Here is a 25,150-nt window from a genome sequence, read left to right on the forward strand (position 1 = left end):
ACCGATGTCCTTTCCCCTGTTGACAGTCACGGCGGCCCTCCCGGCCGTCGGGGCGATCGCCACGGCAGCCGTGCCGGCCGCGAAACGCACCGCGGCCAAGTGGCTGGCGCTGCTGGTCTCACTGGCCACGCTCGCACTGGCGATCACGGTCCTCATCCGGTTCGACCCCGACGGCGACCGCTACCAGCTCACCGAGTCCCACTCCTGGATCGCGGAGTTCGGCGTCCGGTACGAGCTGGGCGTGGACGGCATCGCGGTGGCGCTGATCGCGCTGACCGCCCTGCTGATCCCGTTCATCATCCTGGCGGGCTGGCACGACGCCGACCCGCTGGAGACCGGCAGCAGCCGGTGGCGGCCGACGCAGGGCTTCTTCGCCCTGATCCTTGCCGTCGAGGCGATGGTGATCATCTCCTTCGAAGCCACCGACGTCTTCCTCTTCTACATCTTCTTCGAAGCCATGCTGATCCCGATGTACTTCCTCATCGGCGGCTTCGGGGACCGGGCCCACGAGCACGGTGAGAAGACGGCGGCGACGCAGCGGTCGTACGCCGCGGTGAAGTTCCTCCTCTACAACCTGGCCGGCGGGCTGATCATGCTGGCCGCGGTGATCGGCCTGTACGTGGTCGCCGGGAACTTCTCCCTCACCGAGATCGCCGAGGCACGGGCGAGCGGCGAACTGGACATGGCGACCAACACCGAGCGGTGGCTGTTCCTCGGCTTCTTCTTCGCCTTCGCGGTGAAGGCGCCGCTGTGGCCGCTGCACACCTGGCTGCCCAACGCCATGCAGGAGTCGACCGCTCCGACCGCCGTGCTCATCACGGCGGTCGTCGACAAGGTCGGCACCTTCGCGATGCTCCGCTTCTGCCTCCAGCTCTTCCCGGAGGCGAGCAAGTGGGCGACGCCGGTCATCCTCGTCCTGGCGGTCATCAGCATCATCTACGGGGCGCTGCTCGCGGTCGGCCAGCGCGACATCAAGCGGCTGATCGCCTACGCGTCGATCTCCCACTTCGGTTTCATCGTCATGGGCATCTTCGCGATGACCAGCCAGGGCCAGTCCGGCGCGACGCTCTACATGGTCAACCACGGGATCTCGACCGCCGTGCTGATGCTGATCGCCGGATTCCTGATCTCGCGGCGCGGCTCGCGGCTCATCGCCGACTACGGCGGAGTGCAGAAGGTCGCCCCCGTGCTCGCCGGCACCTTCCTGATCGGCGGCCTGGCGACCCTGTCCCTGCCGGGCCTCGCGCCCTTCGTCAGTGAGTTCCTGGTCCTGGTCGGCACCTTCACCCGCTATCCGGTGATCGGCATCATCGCCACCTTCGGCATCGTCCTCGCCGCGCTCTACACCCTCGTCCTCTACCAGCGGACGATGACGGGCCCGGTGAAGCCGGAGGTGTCCGCGATGCCCGACCTGCGGGTGCGTGAGCTGGTGGTCGTGGCGCCGCTGGTGGCGCTGCTGATCTTCCTGGGCGTCTACCCGAAGCCCGTCACGGACATCGTCAACCCCGCGGTGGAGCAGACCATGTCCGACGTACACAAGAAGGACCCCCAGCCTGCGGTGGAGGCGGCCAAGTGAGCACAACAGCCGTCCACAGCCTGTGGACAACGGCGGCGACGGCGGCCGATCCGATCTCGAAGATCGACGCGCCGAAGATCGAGTACGGGCAGCTGTCGCCCACGTTGATCGTCATCGGCGCGGCGATCATCGGAATCCTGATCGAGGCCTTCGTGCCCCGCAGGTCCCGCTACTACGTGCAGATGTTCGTGTCCACCGTCGCGCTGATCGCCGCCTTCGCCGCGGTGGTCGCGCTGGCGGCGGGCGGATACGGCACGACCAAGGCGGGCATCGCGGCGATGGGCGCCATCGCCGTCGACGGACCGGCCCTGTTCCTGCAGGGCACCATTCTGCTGGCGAGCCTGGTCGGCCTGTTCACGTTCGCCGAGCGGCGACTCGACCCGGAGGCGCACGGCAACCGCGTCGACTCCTTCGCCGCGCAGGCCGCCGCAGTACCGGGCAGCGAGAGCGAGCAGAAGGCGGTGAAGGCCGGGTTCACCACCACCGAGGTGTTCCCGCTGCTGCTCTTCGCCGTCGCCGGCATGCTGGTCTTCCCGGCGGCCAACGACCTGCTGACGCTCTTCGTGGCCCTGGAGGTCTTCTCCCTCCCGCTGTACCTGCTGTGCGCGCTGGCCCGCCGCAAGCGGCTGATGTCGCAGGAGGCGGCGGTCAAGTACTTCCTGCTCGGTGCGTTCGCCTCCGCGTTCACCCTGTTCGGCATCGCCCTGCTCTACGGCTACGCGGGCTCCATGTCGTACGGCACGATCGCGCAGGTCGTCGACGGCACCGTCCAGAACGTGACCCCGGCGCTCGCCGACACCATGGGCAACGACGCGCTCCTGCTCGTCGGGTCCGCGCTGATCGTCATGGGCCTGCTGTTCAAGGTGGGCGCGGTGCCGTTCCACATGTGGACGCCGGACGTGTACCAGGGCGCGCCGACGCCGGTGACCGGCTTCATGGCGGCGGCGACCAAGGTGGCGGCCTTCGGCGCCCTGCTCCGCATCCTCTACGTCGTCCTGCCCGGCCTGCGCTGGGACTGGCGGCCGGTGATGTGGGCCGTGGCGATCGTCACCATGCTGGCCGGCGCGATCGTCGCGATCACGCAGACCGACATCAAGCGGCTGCTGGCGTACTCGTCGATCGCGCACGCGGGCTTCATCCTCGCCGGTGTCATCGCGACCACGCCGGACGGCATCTCGTCCGTCCTCTTCTACCTGGCCGCGTACTCCTTCGTGACGATCGGCGCCTTCGCGGTCGTGACACTGGTGCGCGACGCGGGCGGCGAGGCGACGCACCTGTCGAAGTGGGCCGGTCTCGGGCGCAGGTCGCCGCTGGTGGCGGCCGTGTTCGCGGTGTTCCTGCTGGCCTTCGCGGGTATCCCGCTGACCTCGGGCTTCTCCGGCAAGTTCGCCGTGTTCAAGGCGGCGGCGGAGGGCGGCGCGGCGCCGCTGGTCGTGATCGGTGTGATCTCGTCGGCGATCGCGGCGTTCTTCTACATCCGCGTGATCGTCCTGATGTTCTTCAGCGAGCCGAGGCCGGAAGGCCCGACCGTCGCGGTGCCGTCACCACTGACGATGACGGCCATCGGCGTCGGAGTGGCGGTCACGGTGGTGCTCGGTGTGGCGCCGCAGTACTTCCTGGACCTGGCGGGGCAGGCGGGGGTGTTCGTGCGCTGACGCGGCGCTCGCGCCTTCCACGGCAGCGGCCCGGCATCCTCTCGGGGTATGCCGGGCCGCTGCCGTGTGCACGGGAGCTGCTCGCCGCCGGGGCTGGCCTTGATGGCGGTCAGGTCCAGATCCATCGGCAAGGACGCGCTCACCTTCATGCGCTCGCGGAAGACGCCGACGCTGGTGCGGGCCTCGGCTGAAACGGACGGGTCTACCGCGAACGTGTGACCGACTGCCGTGTTCTTGACGCCGGTGACGGTCGTTACAGCGGGCGGGCCTGTGGATAACTCCGGGGCTGTCGGCGCGGCCCCCTATCGTTGAGGCAGTGGTCGGGACAGGACGGACCAGACAGACCAGACAGACCAGACGGGCGAGGCAGGACGTACGGGGGACGGGACGATGGGCGGGACGGGCGTGATCGGCGAGATGGCAGAGGCGGCACAGGTGAGGGACGTGGACAGCGAGGCGCTGGCCACGCTGCACCGGGTCTTCGGGTACGAGGCCTTCCGCGGCGAGCAGGAGGCGGTCGTCGACCACGTGGTGGCGGGCGGCGACGCCGTCGTGCTCATGCCGACCGGCGGTGGCAAGTCGCTGTGCTACCAGATTCCGTCCCTGGTCCGGCCCGGCACGGGCATCGTGGTCTCGCCGCTGATCGCGCTGATGCAGGACCAGGTGGACGCGCTGCGGGCGCTCGGTGTGCGGGCCGGGTTCATGAACTCCACGCAGGACTTCGACGAGCGGCGCGTGGTGGAGGCCGAGTTCCTCGCGGGCGAGCTGGACCTGCTGTACCTGGCGCCCGAGCGGCTGCGCCTGGAGGGCACCCTCGACCTGCTCTCCCGGGGCAAGATCTCCCTCTTCGCGATCGACGAGGCGCACTGCGTCTCGCAGTGGGGCCACGACTTCCGGCCCGACTACCTCGCCCTGTCGCTGCTCGGTGAGCGCTGGCCCGACGTGCCCCGCCTGGCGCTCACCGCGACGGCCACGCACGCGACACACCGCGAGATCACCGAGCGGTTGAACATGCCGACGGCGCGGCACTTCGTGGCGAGCTTCGACCGGCCCAACATCCAGTACCGGGTCGTGCCGAAGTCGGACCCGAAGAAGCAGTTGCTGAGCTTCCTGCGCGAGGAGCACCCCGGGGACGCGGGCATCGTGTACTGCCTTTCGCGCAACTCCGTCGAGAAGACCGCCGAGTTCCTGTCCCGCAACGGCGTCGAAGCGGTGCCGTACCACGCGGGCCTCGACGCGGGCACCCGCGCCGCCCACCAGTCGAGGTTCCTGCGGGAGGAGGGCCTGGTGGTCGTGGCGACCATCGCGTTCGGCATGGGCATCGACAAGCCGGACGTGCGGTTCGTCGCCCACCTGGACCTGCCCAAGTCGGTCGAGGGCTACTACCAGGAGACCGGCCGCGCCGGGCGGGACGGGCTGCCGTCGACGGCCTGGATGGCGTACGGACTCAACGACGTCATACAGCAGCGCAAGCTGATCCAGTCCGGCGAGGGCGACGAGGCGTTCCGGCGCCGGGCCCAGTCCCACCTGGACGCGATGCTCGCCCTGTGCGAGACCGCCCGATGCCGACGCGGTCAGCTCCTCGCCTACTTCGGGCAGGACCCGGACGCGGCCGACTGCGGCAACTGCGACACCTGCGTCACCCCGCCGGAGACCTGGGACGGCACGGTCGCGGCACAGAAGGTGCTGTCGACGGTGGTGCGGCTGAAGCGGGAGCGCGGACAGAAGTTCGGCGCGGGTCAGATCATCGACATCCTGCTGGGCAAGCGCACCGCCAAGGTCATCCAGTTCGACCACGACCAGCTCTCCGTCTTCGGTATCGGCGAGGAGCTGACCGAGGGAGAGTGGCGGGGCGTCGCCCGGCAGATGCTCGCCCAGGGCCTGCTCGCGGTCGAGGGCGAGTACGGCACGCTGGTGCTGACCGAGGCCAGTGGGGCGGTGCTGCGGCGGGAGCGTGAGGTGCCGCTGCGAAAGGAGCCCAGGAAGCCGGCCACGGCCCGGTCGGCGGGCGGCGGACGCGGGGACCGCAAGTCCAAGGCCGCCGCGGCCGAACTCCCCGACGAACTGCTCCCCGCCTTCGAGGCGCTGCGCGCCTGGCGTGCGGAGCAGGCCCGCGAGCACGGGGTTCCGGCGTACGTCATCTTCCACGACGCCACGCTCCGGGAGATCGCCACCACCTGGCCCACCTCGATCGGGCAGCTCGGGGGCATCAGCGGGGTCGGTGAGAAGAAGCTGGCGACGTACGGGGAGGGCGTGCTGGCGGTGCTGGCGGGACTGGACGGGCCGGCCGCCGCCACGGCGCCCGCACCGGGCCGTCCGTCGGCCGGTTCCGGCCCTGGCGAGGACCACGCGGACGACTGGCCGGAGCCCGAGCCGGAGCCCGAGCCCGACGAGTGGGTATAGAGGACTTTCCGGGACGTCGGCCGGGCGTCCTGCGCGGCGCGGCTGCCTACGCCAGCGCCGTCAGGCCCGGCGCAAAGGTGATCAGAAGCGGCAGAAGGGGGACCAGGGCGGCTGTCGCCGTGGTCAGGGCCCGGTGCCGGGGGAGCAGACGCGGCGGGGGTTCCAAGAGGCGGTCGACGCGTTCGCCGAGGAGGCGGTGGCTGGAGGAACAGGACAGGACGCCTCGGTGCTGGTTCAGCTCGATCAGGGCAAGCGCGGTGGTCAGGTGACCGCAGCGGCGGGAGGCGGTGTCGTCGGCGGCGAGTTCGACCAGGCGGTGGGTCTGGTCGCAGAAGTGGGCGAACAGCGGGACCCGCGGGAAGCCGGTGGCCAGGGCGGTGGACAGGTGCAGCAGCCAGTCGTGGCGGGCCCGGGCGTGGCCGCGCTCGTGGGTGAGGACGGCGTCGAGCTGACGGTCGGTGAGGCGCTGCAGGGCGCCGGTGGTGACGATCAGCTGGGGAGGGTTGCCGGGCATCCACCAGGCGTCCGGGTACTCGTCCTCCAGCACCAGCAGGGGGCCGCGGGCGGCGGGGAGTCCGGCGGGCAGGTCGGGGGCGCGTTCGCGCAGGTGGGCGCGTGACTGGGTGCGCCGTCGGCGTGCCTCGACGAGCTCGCGGGCGAGCATGGCGGTCGTCCAGGCGGCGCCGCCGGCCAGCAGCAGGGTGAGGGCGGACGCCCAGGGCGGGCCGGCGGAGAGGTTGTAGGCAGCGGTCACCGCGGGCGGCGCCGGTGCGAAGAGCTGGGCGCGGACGGTGCCGAAGACGGCGGCGGCGCCGAGGACCAGAGCCGTCAGGCAGCACAGCAGGACGGTGGCGACCAGGCACTGCCACACCCACAGTGCGACCACCGGATCCCGTTCGGGCCACGCGGACCGGGTCAGTGCGCGCGGCACCGGCACCGCGGCGGTCACGGCGACGACGAACAGCAGGAGCAGGCAGACGGTCATGCCACGGGCTCCGGATCCTGGTCGGAAGGGCGGCTCTGGCTGTGGTGCGGTTCTGGGCTGTGGTGCGGTTCCGGTGGGCGGTGCCGAGGCTTCGGGGTGCCCTGGTGTTCCTCGGTGCGGCGGTGCTTGTCGCGCGGGTGCGGAGGTGCCGCGCACACCGCCCGACGCCAGTATGACGGTGACGGGCGGTGCGAGTCAGGCCCCGACGGGCAACTGATCCGGGCGTGAGGGCGCCCCGGGAGCTAGCGTCCGGCCCGCGGCCCGGTCACCCGGCCGGTCACCTCGCCCAGCCCCACTCGGACGCCGTCCGGACCCGGGGCCCAGGCCGACAGGGTCACCACGTCCCCGTCCTCCAGGAACGTCCGCTTGCCGTCGGGGAGTTCCAGCGGGTCGCGTCCGTTCCAGGTCAGTTCGAGCAGGGACCCGCGCTCCCGCTCGGTCGGTCCGCTCACCGTGCCGGATCCGTAGAGGTCGCCGGTGCGCAGGGAGGCGCCGTTGACGGTCATGTGGGCCAGCTGCTGGGCGGCCGTCCAGTACATGGTGGAGAACGGCGGTTCGGAGACGACATGGCCGTTGACGGCGACGGAGATCCGCAGGTCGTACCCTCCGGGTTCGCCCTGCTCCCCGGCCGTGTCGTCCAGGTAGGGGAGCAGGGCGTGCGTGCGCTCCGGCGGGGCCACCCGCGCCTCCTCCAGGGCGTCCAGCGGCGTGATCCAGGCCGACACGGACGTGGCGAAGGACTTGCCGAGGAACGGACCGAGGGGGACGTACTCCCAGGCCTGGACGTCCCGCGCGGACCAGTCGTTGAGCAGGCAGAGTCCGAACACGTGCTCGCGGAAGTCGCCGAGCGCCACCGGGCTGCCCATCTCGGACGGCACGCCCACCACGAAGCCGACCTCCGCCTCGATGTCGAGGCGGACGGACGGGCCGAAGACGGGAGCGGCGTCGGCAGGGGCCTTGCGCTGCCCGGACGGCCGTACGACGTCCGTGCCGGACACGACGACCGTGCCGGAGCGGCCGTGGTAGCCGATCGGGAGGTGTTTCCAGTTCGGGGTGAGGGAGTCGGCGGCGTCGGGGCGGAAGATCTGGCCGACGTTCCGGGCGTGGTTCTCGGACGCGTAGAAGTCGACGTAGTCCGCCACCTCGAAGGGGAGGTGCAGGGCCACCGACGACAGCGGGTGGAACAGGGGTTCCAGGCTCTCGCGGTGGGAGGGGACCGTCACCCAGGCGGTCAGCGCGCGTCGTACGTCGGACCAGGCGGTGCGGCCGGCCGCCAGCAGCGGGTTGAGGGTGGGCCGTGCGAGCAGGGAGGCGTACGGCGATCCGAGCGCGTGGGCCGCCGCGCCGGCGTCGAGGACGTGGTCGCCGAGCCGGACGCCGACCGTCCGCTCCTGCGTGCCGGGGATCGAGAACACGCCGTACGGAAGGTTGTGCGGGCCGAAGGGGTCGCCCTCGGGGACGTCGAAGGGGGGCATCGGGTGCTGCCTCGCTTTCGTGCTCGCCATGTGCGCCGTGCGCGCCGTGTGCGCCACGTGGGTCGTGGCCGGGCCACACGTTACGGGTGGCATACCGGTCTTGGGCAGTGCCTCGGGAGGTGGCGGAGTGTGGCGGGGGAGGACGTGCGCGGCGGGCTGACGTGCGCCAAGTGGCCCGGGCGCCGGTGCGGGAGGCGGGTGGAGTGACCGGTGGTGCGGCTCCCGCACCGCCCGCGTACGCCCGCGTGAACGGCCGGGGATGTGGCGCTCCGCTTCCGCTTGAATGCGGGAAGTTGTCCACAGGCCGGTACGCAATCTTGACGGAGCGGTGCGAACGGGGTGACTCTGGGCGGGTGCCGGAAGGCCTCGGGGAGGGGGCCTTCGATGGCACACCAGGGGGGCGGATGGCCACAGGGGAGGCCGGTCCGGGTTCGGTGCGGTCTGGTTCGCAGCCGAGGAAGCGGCTGGAAGAAACCATGCGCAGCCGACTCGGCCGGGAATGCGTGTACGTACCGTCATGCCGTTTCGGGCTGTACGCGGCACTGCGTCACTGGTGCCCGCCGGGCGGCCGGGTGCTGATGTCGCCGGTCAACGACGACGTCATCTTCTTCGTCGTGCTCGCCGCCGGACTGCGGCCGGTGCAGGCGCCGCTGAATCCGTCGGACGCGTCCATCGACATCGATGCCGTGCCCGAGGAGACGTGGGGCTCGCTGTCCGCCGTACTGACGACGAACCTGTACGGGAACCCGGATGCGGCGCCCGGACTGCGGGACCGCTGCGACGCGTTGGGCATCCCGCTGTTCGAGGACGCGGCGCACGCCATCGGCAGTGAGGTGGGTGGACGGCCGGTCGGTGCCTGGGGCGACGCCTCCGTTTTCAGCCTGTCGAAGCACGTCGGAGCGAAGGCCGGAGGAATCCTCGCCCTCGCCGATCCGGGGCTGCGGGAGGCGCTGGAGAAGGCCTGCGACGACCTGCTGCTTCCCCGCCGGGCGACGGCGGAACTCGCCTATGCCGTGCGGCCGTACGCGGAGGCCGCCGTACGCGGACTGCGACTCCGGCCGGCCGCCTGGGCCACGATGCGGCTGCTGGGGCTGACGGAACGGGACGAGATCCGGATGCCGCTGCGTCCGGACGAGCTGGCCCGCGCGGTCGCCTCGGCCCCCGGCCTGGACGCTCACGACTCCTGGGTCCGCGTCGACATGCACGACTACCGGCTGCGGGCCGGCCGGTTCCGGCTCGGGCGCATCGGACGCGGGCTCGACCGGCTGGACGACGTACTCGCCGACTGCCGTGCGGGCACGGAGCTGCTGTTGTCGACCCGCTGGGCGCGGCCGGCCGCGTGGGACGGCGCGAGGAGCCGGTCACCGGGCACGGCTCAGCCGTTGTTCCGGGTGCCGCTGCTGGTGGCGGACAGGGACGCGGCGGCCCGGGCGCTGGCCCGGCGCGGCATCGTCGTCGGATACCTCTACGACCCGCCGCTGGACGACTACGCGGGCGCCGCCTTCACCGACCCGTCGCCCTCGCCGGAGGGGGCGCGCTGGTTCGCGCGGCACGCGCTGCCCGTGGACCCGCTGCGGGCCCGTGCGGTCGTCGCGGCGCTGGAGGAGTCCGGGGTACGGCCTGCCGAGGCACCGGAAGGGCTGGTTCCGTCCGGTGGCTGAGACACAGGTGCACGAGACCGCCGCGGCTTCCGCGTCCGGTGGTTCGGCGGTGTCCGGGAGCGGGCGCGGTGGCGACTCGCTCTTCAAGAACGCCTACTTCCTGATGCTCAGCACCGGTGTCTCCGCAGTGCTCGGCCTGGGTTTCTGGCTGGTGGCCGCCCGCTACTACTCGGAGGAGGCCGTCGGCCAGGGCTCCGCCGCCATCGCCGCCATGCGGCTGCTCGCCAGCATCACGGCGACCACGATGATCGGCGCCGTGGTCCGCTTCGTGCCGCGCGCCGGCCGCGCGACCGGGTGGCTGGTGTGGCGTGCGTACGCGGCCAGCTCGGTGATCGTCGCCGTGGCCGCCGTCGTCTTCCTGCTCACCCTCGACCTGTGGGGTGCGTCGTACGCACCGCTGGGCACCGCCGAGGCGGGGGCGCTGTTCGTCGCGGCGTGCGTGGCCTGGGCGCTGCTCACCCTCCAGGACGGCGTGCTGACCGGACTGCGCAAGGCGGAGTGGGTGCCCGCCGGGAACGCGGTGTTCTCGGTCGGGAAGCTGATCCTGCTGGCCGTCTTCGCGACCACGCTGCCGGTGCTCGGCATCTTCGTGTCCTGGGCCGTGGCCATCGCCTTCTCCACCCTACCCCTCGGCTGGCTGATCTTCCGAAGACTCATCCCGCGCCAGGCCGCTGCCGACCACGACGTGGAGCCGCCCAAGGTCCGCGAGATGGGGCGGTTTCTCGCCGGGGACTCGCTGGGGGCGCTCTTCAGCCTGGCGATGATCAACCTGCTGCCGGTGATGGTCGCGGTCAACTTCAGCGCGGCGGAGAACGGCTACTTCTACGTCGCCTACACCGTCGGCGGCACGATGGAGTTCATGGCCATCAACATGGCCTCCTCCCTCACCGCGCACGCCTCGCACGACCCGCGCCGCCTCGCCGACGGCGTCCGTGGAGCGCTGCGCCGCATGACGCTGCTGCTGGTGCCGGTGGTGCTCTTCCTGGTCGTCTTCGCCCCGCAGATCCTCGCGCCCTTCGACGAGGACTACGCCGAGCACGGCTCCACGGTGCTGCGTCTGCTGGCCATCGGCGCGCTGCCCCGCATCGTGGTCGAGCTGTACATCGGTGTGCTCCGCGTCCAGGGACGTACCGGCGTGCTCGCCGCCGTGCAGGGCACCATGTGCCTCCTCGTGCTGGGCAGCGCGGCGATGCTGTTCACCCCGGCCGGGATCGCGGGCGCCGGCTGGGCGGTGATGGGGAGCATGACGGTGGTCGCCGTCGGCTGCGTGCCCGGCCTGCGCGCCGCCTTGCGAGGCATCGACGGAGCGAGTGGTTCCGGCGAGCCCGGAACCTCGGGAGACTCCGACGGCGCCCGACTGCGAGGTGGGCGCAAGCCCGGCCCCGGCACCTCCTACGGCACCCACTGGGCGCGGTTGAACGCCACCGCGGGGTACGGCACGAACTGGGCGCGGCGGGCGGCGTACGAGCACGGGCAGTCCGACGAGGCGTCACGGGACGACACCGTCGCCCTGTTCATCGGGCGCCCGGGGTACGAGCGGGAAGCCCTGGAGGCGGACACCCTCGCGGTGATCGTCCGGCGGCCACGCCAACCCGGCACCGAGCCAGGACCCGTAGCCGGCCAGGACCCGGAATCCGGCGTGGACGACGACGTCACCGACGTGGACCCGGCCCTCGGCTCCGTTCCTGACGCCGCCTCCGATTCCGGTCCCCGACCGGGCGACGACCGGCACGACGATGCCGACCGCCCCGAGACCGGTGGCCTCGGCCCCGACGGGGACCGCGGTTCTGACGGCGACGACGGCGGGTTCGGCGGTGACGGGGGTGACGGCGGGTTCGGCGGTGACGGCAGCTTCGTCGTGGACGAGTTCGTCGGTGACGACGAGTTCGCCGAGGACGACGACGGAATCGGGGCGATCCCCGAGCGACGTCTGCGGCCCGCCCTGTGGCTGCTGCTCGGCGTCGCCACCGTGGTCTTCCTGGTGGCGATGCGGGAACTTCCCTGGCTGGGCGGCGCGACCGGGACAGCGGCCGATCTCACGGGGCAGGAACTGCTGCGCGGGCTGCCCCTGCCGGCGCTGGTCGCGGGAGCCCTGCTGCTCGTGGTGTTCGTGGCATCCGTGACCTTGTGCGTCTCGCCCGACCCATGGCTGCCCGGCACCGCGCTGGGCGCCGCCGTCCTCGCCCTGTACGCGGCACCCGTCGCCCTCGGCCGGGAACCTGAGGCGGTAGGCGGGACGTTATATACCGAGACGGCAGGATTTCTCGCGGAAGCGGTGGGGCTCGACGGGCCCGGCCCACTGCTTCGCTGGACGCCGCTCGTCCTGCAGTTGCTGTGTCTCGTACCGCTGTGGCTGCTGCTCGCGAAGGCGGGCGGCCGGTTGCCGTGGCAGGGACGCTGGGGGGTCCTGTATCTCGCCGCGGTGGGTGGCTGGGTCTGGCGTCAGGAGCTCGCGCCGGTCGCGCCGCCTCTCCTCCTGCTGCTCGTCCTCGTCGTCCTTCTCCTGTCCCTGCGCCGCCCGGCCCCGATGCGGGGCACGACGGACACGGCACCGCCCCCGCAGCACCGCACCAGACCGAACGACATGTCCAGGGACTGATCAAGCACAGAGCCGAACAGCCAGGGGGGAACCGTCGTGCGTCCGCCAGCAACTCCACGGGAGAGATCCGTACCAGAGCCCGCGCCCGGGCAGGAAACCCCGGACGCGTCGAACCGGGACGCACCGACTCCCTCGGACGCGTCGGCCACCGGGTCGGCCCCCGTGCGCGGGCACGAACAGGACCACGGACCCGAAGCCGCCCGCGAGCGCGACCGTGCCCGCGACGAGCACGACGAGCACGACGAGCACGACGAGCACGACGAGCACGACGACCGCGACAACGGCGACCACGACCGCCACGACCGTGACGACCGCCACGACCGCGACGACCGTCACGACCGCGACGACCGCGATCGTGACGACCGCGAACCCGAGCACGAGCTCGGCTGCACGCCGGAGTCGTTCGCATCCTCCCGTACGTCCCAGGATTCGGCCTCCCGCACCTCGCGGGAGTCGACTCCCCGTACCTCGCAGGAGTCGGCCACCACGACCTCGGAGGAAGTGTCCGCCCGGCCGGGCCGGGGGACCACCGCAAGCGCCCACCACCCGCCTACCCCGGAGCCACCCGGCTCCGCCGCCGAGCCGCCCGTGACGGATCTGTCCGACCTCACCCCAGCCGCCTGGCCGGCCCGCGCGGCCGCCGCCTGGCCGGCCGTGCCCCTGCTCGTCGCGCTCGCCCTGTGGGGCTACGCGATGCGTCACACCGACGTGTCCAGCCTGGACGACTTCGGCCTGGTCAGCGCACTGCACCCCACCTTCTGGGCCGGCCTCGCCGTGCTCACCGCGGGCTTCTGGTTCACGGTCCGCAACCCGCGCCGCCGAAACATCTGGTCGCTCGCGTACGTCCTGGGCCTGCTGGTGATGGAGCGGGCCACCCAGGCAGTCCTCTACTCGACGCCGCTCTACGCGTGGGCGTGGAAGCACGACGCGGTCATCGACCACCTCCTGACGTCCGGCGAGCTCCAGACCGCGGAGCAGCTCGGCGACATGGCCGTCTACGACCAGTGGCCCGGCTTCTTCGCCGCCCAGGCCGCGCTGGTGCGACTGCTGGGCGTGGACAACGCCGCGATGTACATGGCCTGGTGGCCGCTGGTGTCCAGCCTGATGCTGCTGCTCCCACTGCTGCTGATCTACCGGACGTTCACCGAGGACCGTCGGCTGATCTGGACAGCCGTGTGGCTGTTCTGCGTGGGCAACTGGGTGGGCCAGGACTACTTCTCCCCGCAGTCCGTCGCCTTCGCCCTGCACCTGGGCGTCATCGCGGTCGTACTGCGCCGCTACGGCCGTTCCGACGGGCGGCGCGGCCGGCAGGGGCAGGCGGTGTGGACCGTACTGCTCAGCGTGCTGGTCACCGCCATGGTCGTCTCGCACCAGCTGACCCCCGCCATGCTCGTCGTCACGCTCGTCGCCCTGGCCTTCACGCGCCGCCACCGGGACTGGGTTCCGGCGGTCACCACGGTCGTCGTCTTCCTGGCCTGGTGCCTCACGGCCGCGCTGCCCTTCCTGTCCGCCGCCATGCCGGACATGATCCGCTCCGTCGGCGATGTCGGCGCCAACGTGGAGACCGGATACGGGGCCACCCCCACCGGCACCGGCGCGGTGATGACCTCATGGGCGGCCCGGCTGCTCTCGGGTTCGGTACTGCTGCTCGCGCTGGCCGGCGTACTGCGTCAGCGGGTGCTGCGGCACCGGGCACTGCCGCTGCTGCTGGTCGCGGCGGCGCCGCTGCCGATGTTCGTGGCGAGCAGCTACGGCAGCGAGATGATCTTCCGGGTGCTGATGTTCACGCTGCCCGGCGCGGCCTTCTTCGCCGCCGCCGCGCTGCTGCCGAAGGTCCGCACGCTGGCCGCCGACGCCGCCGCGCGGGAGACGGGCGGACGTTCGCCGTCCGCGGCCGCCCGTCGTCGTCGCCTTCCGCTGCCCTCGTTGCCCCCGCTGCGGTACGGCGTCTGGGCGCCGCCGCTCGCGCTGCTCGCCGGGACTCTCGCCTTCGTGCCGAGCTACTCGGGCAAGGACCGCATCAACTACTTCCCGTCCGCGGAAGTGGCCATGGTCCAGCAGCTCTTCGACCACGCGCCCGACGACTCCCTGGTCGTCGCCGCCAACCGGAACTATCCGCTCGCCTACGAGCAGTACTGGCGGGTCGACCACTACTGGTTCCTCGACGACGACCGGAGCCACATCGACGAGATCGTCCGTGACCCGGCCGCCGTCCTCGCCCGGGACATGGCCGCCGTGGAAGCACCGGCCCGCGCCTACTTCCTGCTCACCCGGGGACAGGTCGCCAACTCGGAGATGAACGGCCAGCTGAACAAGGCGCAGTTGAGACGCGTGCGGGAGTCCGTCGCGAACTCGCCGCGGTTCGAGCGCGTGGCGGAGAACAGCGCCGGCGTGCTCTACGTCCTGAAACCGGCGAACCGGGAAGGGGAGGGAATCAGGCCATGACTCCGCAGGAGCTCGTGATCCGTATGGTGCCCCCGTTCGGCGGCTGGCTGGCGCTCGCCGCGCTCGCCCTGCCCGGCGGTTCACCGCCCCGCGGCGCGGCGGTCGCCGTCTTCCTGGCCGTCGGCCCGGGCGCGGCCCTGGTCAGGGTCTGCGGACCCGCGCTGCGGGCCCGACGCGCCCAGGGCCCCGTCGAGCGCCGGGAGGCAGACTTCGAACGCCACTCCGACCTGCTGGAACGGCTGATGCTGGCCGTCCTGCTGAGCGTGAGCGCCGCGATGCTCGTCGCCACGGTGCTGATAGCCGCGCACGCCTTCAGCGGGGACCGCGTCCTGCTGACACTCACCCTGCTGACCACGCTCGCCGCGTTCTGCCCGCGCCTGCGAGCCTCCCCGACGCCCAGGACGCCGCCGGGAGCGGCGCCGCGGACACGGAAGGGTTCCACTCTGTGAGGTTCGCCCGTCCCGCTCGCCGCACGACTGCGGACTCGACGACGACCGGACAGCACCGCAGGCCCAAGGTCCCCACGGACCCGGGCCGGCGCCGTCTGCTGATCACATCCGTCACGGCCACGTGCGCGGTCCTGGTCGCGGTGCTCGCCCTGCGCGACGCCTCCGGCCCGGCCGGCCCGGCCGACGACGCCGAGTGCCGCCCGACCGCGATGCTCGAACCGCCCTGCGGCGCGTGGTTCGGCGCCTTCGTGCCGCACGACAAGACCGACCTGGCCGAGAAGGTGCACGCGTACGAGAAGAACGTCGGCCGCACGCTCGACATCGTGTACACGTACCACGACATGTCGGCGGTCACGGAGACCCGCTTCGAGGGGCAGCTGCTCACCGAGCAGGAACAGCGCGTCGGCGAGGACCGCATGCTGCTGCTCTCCTGGGAGAGCAAGTGGTGGGGCGGAACGAAGCGGCAGCAGCCCACCTGGAAGCAGATAGCCGCCGGTGACCTGGACGACGCCGTGATCGACGTCCAGGCGCGGCGCATCAAGGAGTACGGGCAGCGCACGGGGAAGAAGGTGTTCCTCTCCTTCGACCTGGAGATGGACACCCGTACGCCGGACAACGGCACCCCGGCCGACTACGTCCGGGCCTACCGGCACATCCACGACCGGTTCCGGGAGCTGGGCGTCGACAACGTCGTGTGGACCTGGATCATCACCGGCTACCTGGACCACGCCGACCTGTTCGAGAAGATGTACCCGGGGGACGAGTACGTCGACTGGATCGGCTACAACCAGTACAACTACTACCTCTGCCACAAGACGGACTGGCTCAGCTTCGCCCAGACACAGCACGCCACCCACGACTGGATCCGCGCCAACATCTCCGACGACAAGCCCCTGATGCTCTCGGAGTTCGGCAGCGCCTCCGACCCGAAGCGGCCGGACCGGCAGGCGGACTGGTACGCGCAGGTGCCCGGCGTGCTCAAGGAACTGGAGGGCGTCAAGGCCGCCCTCCAGTGGAACTACCGGGACCCGGGACCGCACTGCAACCTGGCCGTGGCGGGCGACCGGGCATGGGCCAGCCTGCGCGAGGTGGCCGGCGACCCTCACCTGAACCAGCCGCTCGAGTGACGGGAGCCGCCCGTCGGCTGCCTGCCGACTACCGGGCGCCTGCCCGCCGACTATCCGGCGAACTCGGGCCCCCGGACCATGGCCCGCCCCCGCCGGTACCACCGCCACGCGACCGTCTTCGGCCCGTCGCGGTAGGGGGCGATCCGCGCGCCCCCTCCCGCCAGCCACGCCTCGACGTCGGTGACCGTGTGGCTCCGCCGCACGATGAGCCGGGCGATGCGGTACCGCTCGTCGCGGTCCGAGCTGAGCGCGTGCCGCACGGCGGTCGCCGTCTCGTACCCGGCGCGCGCCGACAGTGACCGCACCTTCGCGCTGTTGTAGCCGTGCGGGTAGGCGAGGTGGCGGACCGGATGCCCGAGGGCGTCCTCCAGCACCGCCTTGGACGTGCGCAGTTCGTACGCCAGGCCCTTGGCGGACAGGGTGTCGAGCTGGGCGTGGGTGACGGTGTGGCTGCCGATCTCCATGCCGGAACGTTCCAGCTCCGCCGCCGCGTCCAGGGTCATCATCGGGGCGGGCGGCAGCAGACTGCGCCCGCCCGGGGCGATGGCCCCGGTGGTGAGGTAGGCGGTGGCGGGCAGCCCGCGCCCGGCCAGCGCCTCGGCCGTGGGACCGGGCAGGTCGGCGAAGCCGTCGTCGAAGGTGAGCAGCACCGGCCTGGGCGGCAGCGGCGCCCGCCCGGCGAGGTGGTCGGCGAGCACACTGATCGTGACCGGTGTCATACCGCTGTCGACGATCGCGTCCAGGTGGGCGGCGAACTCCCTCGGCGTGACGGTGAACTCGGCGATCCACGAGGGCGGATCGTCCATCACCGCGTGGTAGAGGAAGACGGGTATGTGCCCGCCCGGCCCGCCTGCCGCGGGACCGCCCTCCCGCGCCCCGGCCGGTCCCGGATCCCCGGCCGCCTCGCTCATCGCGCCTCCAGTCCGACCGTACGCAGGGCGCGACGGGCGCGCAGATAGCCGACGGGGCCGTACAGCATGCCCCGGCGCTGCAACCGGGACAGGCGCCGTGGCCAGGGATGCGTACGGGAGTCGTGCCCGCCCGGCCCCTCGGCTGCCGCGTCCGGCCCCTTGGCCACCGCGTCCGGCCCCTTGGCCGCCGCGTCCGCACCGTCGCCGGTCGCGCGTACGGCGGTCAGCCCCCGCGCGTGCGCCAGCCCGCCCGGCACCCGGGCGAGGAAGGCGGGCAGCAGCGCGGGCCGGTTCACCAGGATCGCCGTGAGGTACGCGGTGAGGCCCGCTCCGTAGCCGTACGCCTGGGTCTCCAGGTCCCGCCAGGTCTCCCGGTGGTGGTGCCAGACCAGCGCGCTCGGGGTGTAGCGCAGCCGCTGCCCCTGGGCGAGGACGCGGACGAAGCCGTAGAGGTCGTCGCCGCCCCGCGCGCGCGTGCCCGCGCCGGTCGCCGGGTCGAAGCCGCCGACCGCCCGCAGCACCGCCGTACGGAAGGCCATGTTGGCGCCCGAGCCGAACCGGCCCGCGGTGAACGGGAACAGCGGCTCGTCGGCGGGCGGCTGGGCCGGGTCGTACGTCCGCGAGGTGAAGCCCTTCGCGAAGCCGCCGTGGCTCTCCAGCAGCACCTGGGCGGGAGTGCGCAGCCGCGCGGGCAGGATCAGCCCCGTGGCACAGCCCAGACGAGGGTCGGCGGAGAACGGCGCGGTCAGCTCGGTGAGCCAGCGCGGGTCGGCGACCACGTCGTCGTCGGTGAAGGCGATCACCTCACCCCGTACGGCGGCGAGACCCCGGTTGTGCGCGATCGCGAGTCCGGGCACCGGTTCGCACACGTACCGCACCCGCTCGCCGTACTTGCGCTCGACCAGTTCCCGGGTCTCGTCGGTCACGGGCGCGTTGTCGACGACGACGATCTCGAAGTCCGGGTGGTCCTGCGCGAGCAGCGAGTCCAGCGCGCGGGCGAGCTGGTCCGCGCGTTCCCGGGTGGCGACCACGACACTGGCGGACGGCGGCCCCGGCAACGGCCCGGGCGGCTCCCCACCGGGCAGCTTCCGGGCGAGCCCGGCCAGCACCACCGTGGGGTCCGCACCCTCGGGCACCTGCCCGAGCAGCGTGCCGACGGGCCGTCCCGCCCGCCTGACCAGGACGAACACCGCACCGGACGTCACCGGCGCGCCTCCCGGCCCCGGTCTCAGTTCCACGCCCTCGGCGCTCTCAGCCGCCGCGGCGTCGTCAGCTCCCTTTGGGTCGTCAGCTTCCTCGGCGCCCTCTGCTCCTTCGGCGTCCTCAGCCTCGATATCCAGCTCGGCGACCTGCACCGGCCCGATGCTCAGGAACTCCGCTATCTCCTGCCGTGTCTCCTGCCGCGCCCGCCGCACACTGGCCATGCGCCCCACCCCCTCGTGGTTGCCCTCCGTCACGACCGGCGAAGCCGGGCCGCGCCCCTCAACGTCCGTACCGCCAGCGACGCCAGCCGGGGCCGTTCGCGCACGAAGCCGTGCGCGCGGCGGGCCGGCTCGCGGCCGAGCCAGTGGAGCGCGGCGCCCGCCCCCGGACGCGTCACCGCTCCCTCGTACACGGGCAGTTCACCGGTCTTCAGCGAGTCCTTGTACTCCGCCGCGCCCCTCCCCATGTCGAGCATGCCGATGCCCTCGGCGGCGGCGGCCTCGGCCATCCGCAGGTGCAGGACCAGCCCCGGCGAGTACTTGGCGAAGTCCAGGTCGTACGCCGGGAACCAGCAGGCCAGCACCGTCGCCGAGCGCAGCCCGAAGTGGGCGGCGACCGGCCGGCCGTCGGCGTAGAGCACGGACAGCGTGCCGGTGCACTCCGCTGCCCGGGTCTCGGCCAGCCGTGCCACGAGCCGGCTGATCCACTCCTGTGCGAACCGGTCCCGGCGCCCCGTCCTGCGGTACTGCGCCGACTTCCACTCCATGAGCGTGCGCAGCGCGGCCGGATCACGCTCGTCGAAGACGAAGCGCACGTCACCGACCTGGCGGCCGAGCCTGCGCTCCTTGGCGAGGGTGGTCTTGAGGAACTTCGGCGACCGGTCGCGCAGTACGCTCTCGTACGCCTCGTACCCCTGCTCCACGTCGATGACGTAGGTGGTGAACTCCTCGGCGGCGTGCGGCACGAACAGCTCCTGCTCCGCCTCCAGGTTGTCGAAGGCGAAGCTCGACAAGGAGCACGCCCGCAGCAGTTCACGGGTGTCCGGGGCGAGGTCCTGGCGCAGCACCGCGCCCTGGCAGTCCGACACCCCGAGCCCGATCGCCCGGCCCTGGCCCAGCGGCCCGCGCTCGTGCGGCAGGAAACCGGCCGCCTCCCCGCCGTCGTACACCACCGCCACCCGCGCCCGCGGCCGTACCCGGCCCACGACGTCGGTGAACTCCGGCTCCATGAAGGGATTGCGTGGTGCCGTCGACTTGGCGCGCAGCTCCCGCCAGTGCTCCCGTTCCCCCTCGCCCAGTTCCTCCGGCCTGAGCACGCGCACACGTCCGCTGTTCAACCCGACCCCCCGATCAAGTTCCCCCTGGACAACAGGAAGGTACCCCCGGGGGCCACCCGGTCGGTAGGTAGCGGACCATGTTGTTGCCAACCGGTGCACAGGCCTTGAACCGGCTTTAGCCGATGATGTGCCAGGTTTCGGACAGGTTCGAGCGTCCTCGTGCGTCCATGTGCCCTACTCGTGCGCACTCGTGCCGGACTCGCGCGTCCTCGTTCGGATGCGATCGCTGGTGAGTCGGACAGGTGCGGTGTCCGTATTCTCTGATCATGGACCGCACCGCGTATTCACTCGTCGCCACCGACCTCGACGGCACGCTGCTCCGCGGCGACGACACCGTCTCCGACCGGTCGCTGGCCGCGCTGGCGCGGGTGGCTCAGGCCGGTGCGCGGCATCTGGTGGTGACGGGGCGGCCGGCCCCCCGGGTACGGTCCCTGCTCGACCGCCTCGGCTGCACGGGGCTCGCGGTGTGCGGCCAGGGCGCGCAGGTGTACGACGCCGGCGCGCACCGGATGCTGTGGTCGGTCACCCTGGACCGGGAACTGGCCGAGACCGCGCTCGGCAAGATCGAGGCCGAGGTCGGGCAGGTGCACGCCGCGGTCGACCAGGACGGCGTCGACGGCCTCACCCTCATCGAGCCGGGGTACCTGATGCCCCACCCGACGCTGCCCGCGGTGCGGGTCGAGCGGCGCGACGAACTCTGGAGCACACCGATCAGCAAGGTCCTGCTGCGCCACCCCGAGCTGTCCGACGACGAGTTGGCGTCGACGGCGCGCGCGGTGGTGGGTTCCCTCGCGACGGTCACCATGTCGGGGCCGGGGACGGTGGAGCTCCAGCCGTGCGGCATCACCAAGGCGACCGGCCTGGCGCTGGCCGCCGAGCGTCTGGGGCTGAGCCGGCGGCGGACGATCGCCTTCGGGGACATGCCCAACGACATCCCCATGTTCGACTGGGCCGCCCACGGTGTCGCCATGGCCGGTGCCCACCCCGAACTCAAGGCGGTGGCCGACGAGGTCACCACGACGAACGAGGACGACGGCGTGGCCGTCGTCCTCGAGCGGATCTTCGGAGCCCCTTAGTACGGCTCAGCCACCACGGCCCAGTCGGTACGGCTCAGCCATCATGGCTCAGTCGGTACGGGCAGTCGGTACGGCTCGGCCGTGATGGCCCAGTCGGTACGGGCAGTCGGTACGGCTCGGCCGTGATGGCCCAGTCGGTACGGGCAGTCGGTACGGCTCGCCCGTCGCGGTTCAGGCGGTACGGGCGAGCCGGTGCCGACTCAGCCGTCGCGGCTCAGTACGCGCCGAAGACGTTGTCCATCGAGCCGTACCGGTCGGCCGCGTAGTTGCAGGCCGCGGTGATGTTGGCGACCGGGTCGTACGGGTCCCAGGAGGTGCCGGGCACGTGGTACGCCTCGAAGGTCGGGGCGATCACCTGGAGCAGGCCCTTGGACGGGGTGCCGTTGATGGCGTTGATGTCCCAGTTGTTGATGGCGAGCGGGTTGCCGGACGACTCCCGCATGATGTTGCGGTGGATGCCTTCGTACGTCCCGGGGATGCCGTGCTGGGCCATGATGTCGAGCGACTCCCGGATCCAGCCGTCGAGGTTGTCCGGGTACGTCGTCGCCGCGGCGGTGGCGGTCGCGGCGGTCGTGGTGGCGGCCGGGGTGGCCGCGGACGCGCTGGTGGCGCCGATGATCGGCAGGGCGAGCACGGCGGCGCCGGTGCCGGCCACGGCCAGCTTGCGGGCGAGGCGGCTGGTCCGGGCGTGACGGTTCTGACCGTTGGCAGACATGTGTGAGTCCCTCTCCTTACGCCTGCGAGGTGAGCTGTCGGGTTCGGGCGGGGAGGTGCCCGGCCGGGCCCTGACGGGCACGGCTTCACCCCGAGCCGCTCCGGTGGTGACCGGTGCGGCGGCTTACCTGGGTCCCCCGCTCCTGCCTGCGAGTTTGTTGGCGGATGACTGTGCGTTCGGGCGGTGGCAGGATTCGGCGTCCACCCGACAGGCCGGGAACGTATGCGACAGCACATGTCCGAAACAAGTGCAGGAATCACCCAACGCGCCTGTTGACCTTGGTCTGGGGGGTTTGGGGTACTTGATCCTTTGCGGCTGCCAAGGCTCAACTGGCTTGCGGGGCAAAGGGAGGGCGCAGCCGGCGGCGGGGTTGCCTGCGGGTGTGGAGGAGTGAGCCAACTCACCCGCTCCGTCAAGAGGGGTGAATCGGGCATTAGGGATGATTGGGGCCAATCGGCCGTCGGTGGGGAGGTCTTCGGGTGCCGATCGGCGACCGGGCGGGCCCATCGCCGTGCGTGCCCCGTGCGCGACCCCGCCCGGACCGGTGTTTCCGCGCACTGCGGGGGCATCCGTTCGGGGTGGGGGCGCAGTGGGCCGAGTGGGTGACGTATTCGGCGTGCGAGCCGTTGGGAGGGGTGATGTGATCTTCGGTGGCGGGTTCCGGCCCTGGCGATGTCGATCAATACCTGCTCATATCACCTGATCAAAAACATACTGTGCATGATCCGATACCGACCAGCCTGTAACGGTGGGCGCTAGCGGTGATCGAAAGGTGACCGGATACGCTGACTTGAGTGGTGGCAGCGACCTATCGACAAACCAGGTAATCGCCAGTAGACACCAGCAGACAGGAGACCCCTCGTGACCGTCGTCGGGCCGTTCGGGCTGAGCGTGCGGGACCAGGCTCTGGAAGCCGATGTCCAGGCCGGATTGGTTGCTGTCGAGGAAGGGTTGCTTGAGGCAACCAAAAGCGAGGTTCCGTTCATCACGGAGGCCGCCCAGCATCTGGTGCGGGCCGGCGGCAAACGATTCCGGCCACTGCTGGTGATGCTCTCGGCCCAGTTCGGCGACCGCTATGCCCCCGGCATCGTGCCCTCGGCCGTCGTCGTGGAGCTGACCCACCTCGCCACCCTCTACCACGACGACGTCATGGACGAGGCAGCCGTGCGCCGTGGCGTGGCCAGTGCCAACACCCGTTGGGGCAACTCGGTCGCGGTCCTCACCGGCGACTTCCTGTTCGCCCGCGCCTCGCAGATCCTCGCCGACCTCGGGCCCGAGGCGGTCCGCGTGCAGGCCCTGGCGTTCGAACGGCTCGTCACCGGTCAGATCCTGGAGACGGCGGGGCCGCAGGACGGCCGGGACCCGGTGGACCACTACCTGGACGTGCTGGGCGGCAAGACGGGATCGCTGGTGGCGGTCTCCTGCCGGTTCGGCGCGATGATGTCCGGCGCCGACGAGACGGTCGTGGACGTGCTGACCCAGTACGGCGAGCGGCTCGGCGTGGCCTTCCAGCTCGCGGACGACGTCCTGGACATCGCCTCCGACTCCCAGGAGTCGGGGAAGACGCCCGGGACCGACCTGCGCGAGGGCATCCCGACCCTGCCGGTGCTGCGGCTGCGCGAGCGGGCGGCCCGGCTGGGGCTCGCCGAGGACATCGCCTTGTGCGAGCTGCTGGACTCCGACCTGAGCGACGACGCGCGGCACGCGGAGGCGCTGCGGCTGCTGCGCGCCCACCCGGCGCTGGAGCAGGCGCGACGGGACACGGTCCGGTACGCCAAGGACGCCCGGGCGGCGCTGGCTCCGCTCAGGGAGTGTGAGGCGAAGGCCGCGCTGGTGGAGCTGTGCGACGCCGTGGTGCACCGGGCCGGCTGAGTCCTCCCCGGGCTCCCGCGGGCCCGCATCAGGGGGGCCGCCGCCGTACGCGGCGGCCGGTCCACGGGGTGGCGGCGTACGGCAGGTGAATGGCGTACGGCAGGTGGCTGCCCGGGGCGGCGTGCGGCGTGCGGCGGCGTGCGGCGGTGGATCGCGGCGTACTCCATCCCCTACGGGCCGGGGGAGGCGTGACCCCTCCGTGTCATCCCGCAGGAGTACGCGGAGTTGAGCCCGCGGTCTGACGATTCCGCTTGGCCGATTTGGTCAGATGGACACCACGGAAAACACCAATCCTCACCGATTCGGGTGAGAATGGCGGCTCAAGGGTGGACGAGTGCGAGGTCGCGAGACAGCCGCCGCCGACGAGGAGGCAGGGCACACATGGCACCGATCGATTCCGACGACAACACGACCGCCGGGGCGGACGGGGACCTGCGGACAGGACGGCGCAGGGCCGCGCGGTACGTCGTCCCGGTCACGGTGATGGGGGTGGCGGCCGCGACGATCGGCCTCGTCCCGGCGCTCGCCGACTCCGGGGACCCCGACCTTCCGAAGGTCACGGCGGAGCAACTCATCGAGAAGATCGCCAAGTCGGACGTGCAGCAGCTGTCCGGCACGGTCAGGATCAGCACGGACCTGGGGCTGCCGGACCTCGGCGGCCTGGAGAGCGGCCTCATGTCCGGTATGTCCGGAAGTCCGGGCTCGGGTGGTGACGAGGAGGGCTCCGCCGACCCGTCCGTCAAGCTCACCGAGCTGGTGTCCGGCACCCACACGCTCCGGGTCGCCGCTGACGGCCCCGACCGGCAGAAGCTGTCGCTGCTGGAGAACGCCGCCGAGTACAGCCTGATCCACGACGGCAAGGACGTCTGGGGCTACGACAGCAAGTCCAACGAGGTCTACCACTCCACCACGTCCGGCAGCGTCGAGCAGCCGGAGCAGGAGGTGCCGGCCACCCCGAAGGACTTCGCCGACCAGGCCCTCAAGGCGGTCGACGACACCACGTCCGTGACCGTCGACGGCACCGCGCAGGTGGCCGGCCGGGACGCGTACCGACTGGTGATCAAGCCCAAGCAGTCCGGTTCCACGGTCGGAGCCATCAGTGTCGCGGTGGACGCCGGAACCGGTATGCCGCTGAAGTTCACGCTGACTCCGGCGAGCGGCGGCGCCGCGGTCGTGGACGCGGGCTTCACCCAGGTCAGCTTCGCGAAGCCGGACGCCTCGACGTTCGACTTCACTCCGCCCAAGGGCGCGAAGGTCACCGAGGGCGACGAGGTGGCCAAGGCGCCGGAGCACGGGCGGGTGGCCGGGGGTGACCTCGCCGAGGAGCTGGACGGCCTGAAGGAGCCGGGCGGCCTGACGGAGGAGGACGGTCCGAAGGTCATCGGCGAGGGCTGGAACGCGATCGCCGCCTTCGACACCGGCGGCCAGGGCCTGCCCACGGCCTCCGCGGGCGGCGACCTCGGCGGCTTCCTCGGCTCCTTCGGCGACCAGGTCAAGGGCGACTTCGGCTCCGGCACCGTCTTCAAGACCCGCCTGGTCAACGCCCTGATCACGGATGACGGCAAGGTCTACGCCGGTGCGGTCACCAAGGACGCGCTGGTGAAGGCGGCCGACGCGGCCCAGTGAGTGTCCGGCGCAGGCGTCGGCGCGTGGGAGCTGTGA

General features: G+C 71.8%; 17 protein-coding genes and 1 riboswitch. Of the genes, 11 read left to right on the plus strand and 6 right to left on the minus strand.

The genetic code is table 11. The annotated features are described in order from the left end of the window. The first annotated feature begins 4 nt into the window (after window positions 1-4). The 3 genes from ACH4F2_RS03495 to recQ all read left to right on the plus strand — a co-directional run bounded on the left by ACH4F2_RS03495 (window position 5) and on the right by recQ (window position 5,634). Window positions 5-1,576, plus strand: a complete 1,572-nt coding sequence (locus ACH4F2_RS03495) for an NADH-quinone oxidoreductase subunit M (protein WP_398131017.1) — start codon at window positions 5-7, stop codon at window positions 1,574-1,576. Continuing rightward, window positions 1,573-3,231, plus strand: coding sequence for an NADH-quinone oxidoreductase subunit NuoN (nuoN, locus tag ACH4F2_RS03500; RefSeq protein ID WP_398131018.1), 1,659 nt, complete (start codon window positions 1,573-1,575; stop codon window positions 3,229-3,231). Before ACH4F2_RS03495 ends, nuoN begins: the two co-directional genes overlap by 4 nt. Window positions 3,232-3,621: 390 nt before the next feature. After that, window positions 3,622-5,634 (plus strand): DNA helicase RecQ, encoded by a 2,013-nt coding sequence (gene recQ, locus ACH4F2_RS03505; protein ID WP_398131019.1) that lies wholly within the window; start codon window positions 3,622-3,624, stop codon window positions 5,632-5,634. A gap of 46 nt (window positions 5,635-5,680) precedes the next feature. Here the strand turns inward: recQ and ACH4F2_RS03510 are convergent, their stop codons facing one another. Both ACH4F2_RS03510 and fahA read right to left on the minus strand, forming a co-directional pair. Next, window positions 5,681-6,619: a M56 family metallopeptidase gene (locus ACH4F2_RS03510; RefSeq protein ID WP_398131020.1), complete on the minus strand. Its 939-nt coding sequence runs from the start codon at window positions 6,617-6,619 to the stop codon at window positions 5,681-5,683. 242 nt (window positions 6,620-6,861) lie between these two features. Further along, window positions 6,862-8,094, minus strand: a complete 1,233-nt coding sequence (fahA, locus tag ACH4F2_RS03515; RefSeq protein WP_398131021.1) for a fumarylacetoacetase — start codon at window positions 8,092-8,094, stop codon at window positions 6,862-6,864. A 404-nt stretch (window positions 8,095-8,498) separates the two neighbouring features. On the opposite strand from fahA, the gene ACH4F2_RS03520 reads away from it, so the two are divergent. The 5 genes from ACH4F2_RS03520 (at window position 8,499) to ACH4F2_RS03540 (ending at window position 16,375) form a co-directional block, all read left to right on the plus strand. Next, a complete protein-coding gene (locus ACH4F2_RS03520; RefSeq protein WP_398131022.1) occupies window positions 8,499-9,755 on the plus strand; it encodes a DegT/DnrJ/EryC1/StrS family aminotransferase in 1,257 nt (418 codons plus the stop codon). Next, window positions 9,748-12,354 (plus strand): lipopolysaccharide biosynthesis protein, encoded by a 2,607-nt coding sequence (locus ACH4F2_RS03525; RefSeq protein ID WP_398131023.1) that lies wholly within the window; start codon window positions 9,748-9,750, stop codon window positions 12,352-12,354. Before ACH4F2_RS03520 ends, ACH4F2_RS03525 begins: the two co-directional genes overlap by 8 nt. 588 nt (window positions 12,355-12,942) lie before the next feature. Then, a complete protein-coding gene (locus ACH4F2_RS03530) occupies window positions 12,943-14,799 on the plus strand; it encodes a glycosyltransferase (protein WP_398131263.1) in 1,857 nt (618 codons plus the stop codon). Beyond that, window positions 14,796-15,248 carry a hypothetical protein gene (locus ACH4F2_RS03535; protein WP_398131024.1) on the plus strand — a complete coding sequence of 151 codons (453 nt, stop codon included), beginning with the start codon at window positions 14,796-14,798 and terminating at the stop codon, window positions 15,246-15,248. Before ACH4F2_RS03530 ends, ACH4F2_RS03535 begins: the two co-directional genes overlap by 4 nt. Next, on the plus strand, window positions 15,245-16,375 hold the full coding sequence (locus ACH4F2_RS03540; protein ID WP_398131025.1) for a glycoside hydrolase family 26 protein: 1,131 nt from the start codon (window positions 15,245-15,247) through the stop codon (window positions 16,373-16,375). Before ACH4F2_RS03535 ends, ACH4F2_RS03540 begins: the two co-directional genes overlap by 4 nt. A 50-nt stretch (window positions 16,376-16,425) precedes the next feature. Here ACH4F2_RS03540 and ACH4F2_RS03545 read toward each other — a convergent pair whose 3' ends face one another. The 3 genes from ACH4F2_RS03545 to ACH4F2_RS03555 form a co-directional block, all read right to left on the minus strand. Then, window positions 16,426-17,181 carry a polysaccharide deacetylase family protein gene (locus tag ACH4F2_RS03545; RefSeq protein WP_398131264.1) on the minus strand — a complete coding sequence of 252 codons (756 nt, stop codon included), beginning with the start codon at window positions 17,179-17,181 and terminating at the stop codon, window positions 16,426-16,428. A 101-nt stretch (window positions 17,182-17,282) separates the two neighbouring features. Next, on the minus strand, window positions 17,283-18,710 hold the full coding sequence (locus ACH4F2_RS03550; protein ID WP_398131026.1) for a glycosyltransferase: 1,428 nt from the start codon (window positions 18,708-18,710) through the stop codon (window positions 17,283-17,285). A gap of 29 nt (window positions 18,711-18,739) precedes the next feature. Beyond that, complete coding sequence (locus ACH4F2_RS03555; protein ID WP_398131027.1) at window positions 18,740-19,825, minus strand: GNAT family N-acetyltransferase; 1,086 nt, start codon at window positions 19,823-19,825, stop codon at window positions 18,740-18,742. Window positions 19,826-20,091: 266 nt separating this feature from the next. On the opposite strand from ACH4F2_RS03555, the gene ACH4F2_RS03560 reads away from it, so the two are divergent. Then, the gene (locus ACH4F2_RS03560; protein ID WP_398131028.1) at window positions 20,092-20,901 is read left to right on the plus strand and encodes an HAD family hydrolase; all 810 of its coding nucleotides are present in this window, start codon (window positions 20,092-20,094) and stop codon (window positions 20,899-20,901) included. 214 nt (window positions 20,902-21,115) lie between these two features. On the opposite strand, the gene ACH4F2_RS03565 is transcribed toward ACH4F2_RS03560, so the two are convergent. Beyond that, entirely contained in the window at window positions 21,116-21,616 is a 501-nt protein-coding gene (locus ACH4F2_RS03565) for a transglycosylase SLT domain-containing protein (protein ID WP_398131029.1), read from the minus strand. A gap of 5 nt (window positions 21,617-21,621) precedes the next feature. Beyond that, window positions 21,622-21,789: riboswitch (cyclic di-AMP (ydaO/yuaA leader) on the minus strand. A gap of 688 nt (window positions 21,790-22,477) precedes the next feature. On the opposite strand from ACH4F2_RS03565, the gene ACH4F2_RS03570 reads away from it, so the two are divergent. Both ACH4F2_RS03570 and ACH4F2_RS03575 read left to right on the plus strand, forming a co-directional pair. Next, window positions 22,478-23,488, plus strand: a complete 1,011-nt coding sequence (locus ACH4F2_RS03570) for a polyprenyl synthetase family protein (RefSeq protein ID WP_398131030.1) — start codon at window positions 22,478-22,480, stop codon at window positions 23,486-23,488. A gap of 381 nt (window positions 23,489-23,869) precedes the next feature. After that, a complete protein-coding gene (locus tag ACH4F2_RS03575; RefSeq protein WP_398131031.1) occupies window positions 23,870-25,114 on the plus strand; it encodes an outer membrane lipoprotein carrier protein LolA in 1,245 nt (414 codons plus the stop codon). Window positions 25,115-25,150: the final 36 nt, after the last annotated feature.

Source organism: Streptomyces sp. NPDC017890 (assembly GCF_044328675.1).
In the GTDB taxonomy this organism is placed as follows: Bacteria; Actinomycetota; Actinomycetes; order Streptomycetales; family Streptomycetaceae; genus Streptomyces.

Excerpts from the sequence above, each read along its gene's own strand:
- ACH4F2_RS03520 (WP_398131022.1), top strand. The coding sequence starts at position 8,499 with ATGGCCACAGGGGAGGCCGGTCCGGGTTCGGTGCGGTCTGGTTCGCAG.
- ACH4F2_RS03550 (WP_398131026.1), bottom strand. The coding sequence starts at position 18,710 with ATGGCCAGTGTGCGGCGGGCGCGGCAGGAGACACGGCAGGAGATAGCG.
- ACH4F2_RS03575 (WP_398131031.1), top strand. The coding sequence starts at position 23,870 with ATGGCACCGATCGATTCCGACGACAACACGACCGCCGGGGCGGACGGG.
- ACH4F2_RS03510 (WP_398131020.1), bottom strand. The coding sequence starts at position 6,619 with ATGACCGTCTGCCTGCTCCTGCTGTTCGTCGTCGCCGTGACCGCCGCG.
- ACH4F2_RS03565 (WP_398131029.1), bottom strand. The coding sequence starts at position 21,616 with ATGTCTGCCAACGGTCAGAACCGTCACGCCCGGACCAGCCGCCTCGCC.
- recQ (WP_398131019.1), top strand. The coding sequence starts at position 3,622 with ATGGGCGGGACGGGCGTGATCGGCGAGATGGCAGAGGCGGCACAGGTG.
- fahA (WP_398131021.1), bottom strand. The coding sequence starts at position 8,094 with ATGCCCCCCTTCGACGTCCCCGAGGGCGACCCCTTCGGCCCGCACAAC.
- ACH4F2_RS03560 (WP_398131028.1), top strand. The coding sequence starts at position 20,092 with ATGGACCGCACCGCGTATTCACTCGTCGCCACCGACCTCGACGGCACG.
- ACH4F2_RS03545 (WP_398131264.1), bottom strand. The coding sequence starts at position 17,181 with ATGGACGATCCGCCCTCGTGGATCGCCGAGTTCACCGTCACGCCGAGG.
- ACH4F2_RS03535 (WP_398131024.1), top strand. The coding sequence starts at position 14,796 with ATGACTCCGCAGGAGCTCGTGATCCGTATGGTGCCCCCGTTCGGCGGC.
- ACH4F2_RS03495 (WP_398131017.1), top strand. The coding sequence starts at position 5 with ATGTCCTTTCCCCTGTTGACAGTCACGGCGGCCCTCCCGGCCGTCGGG.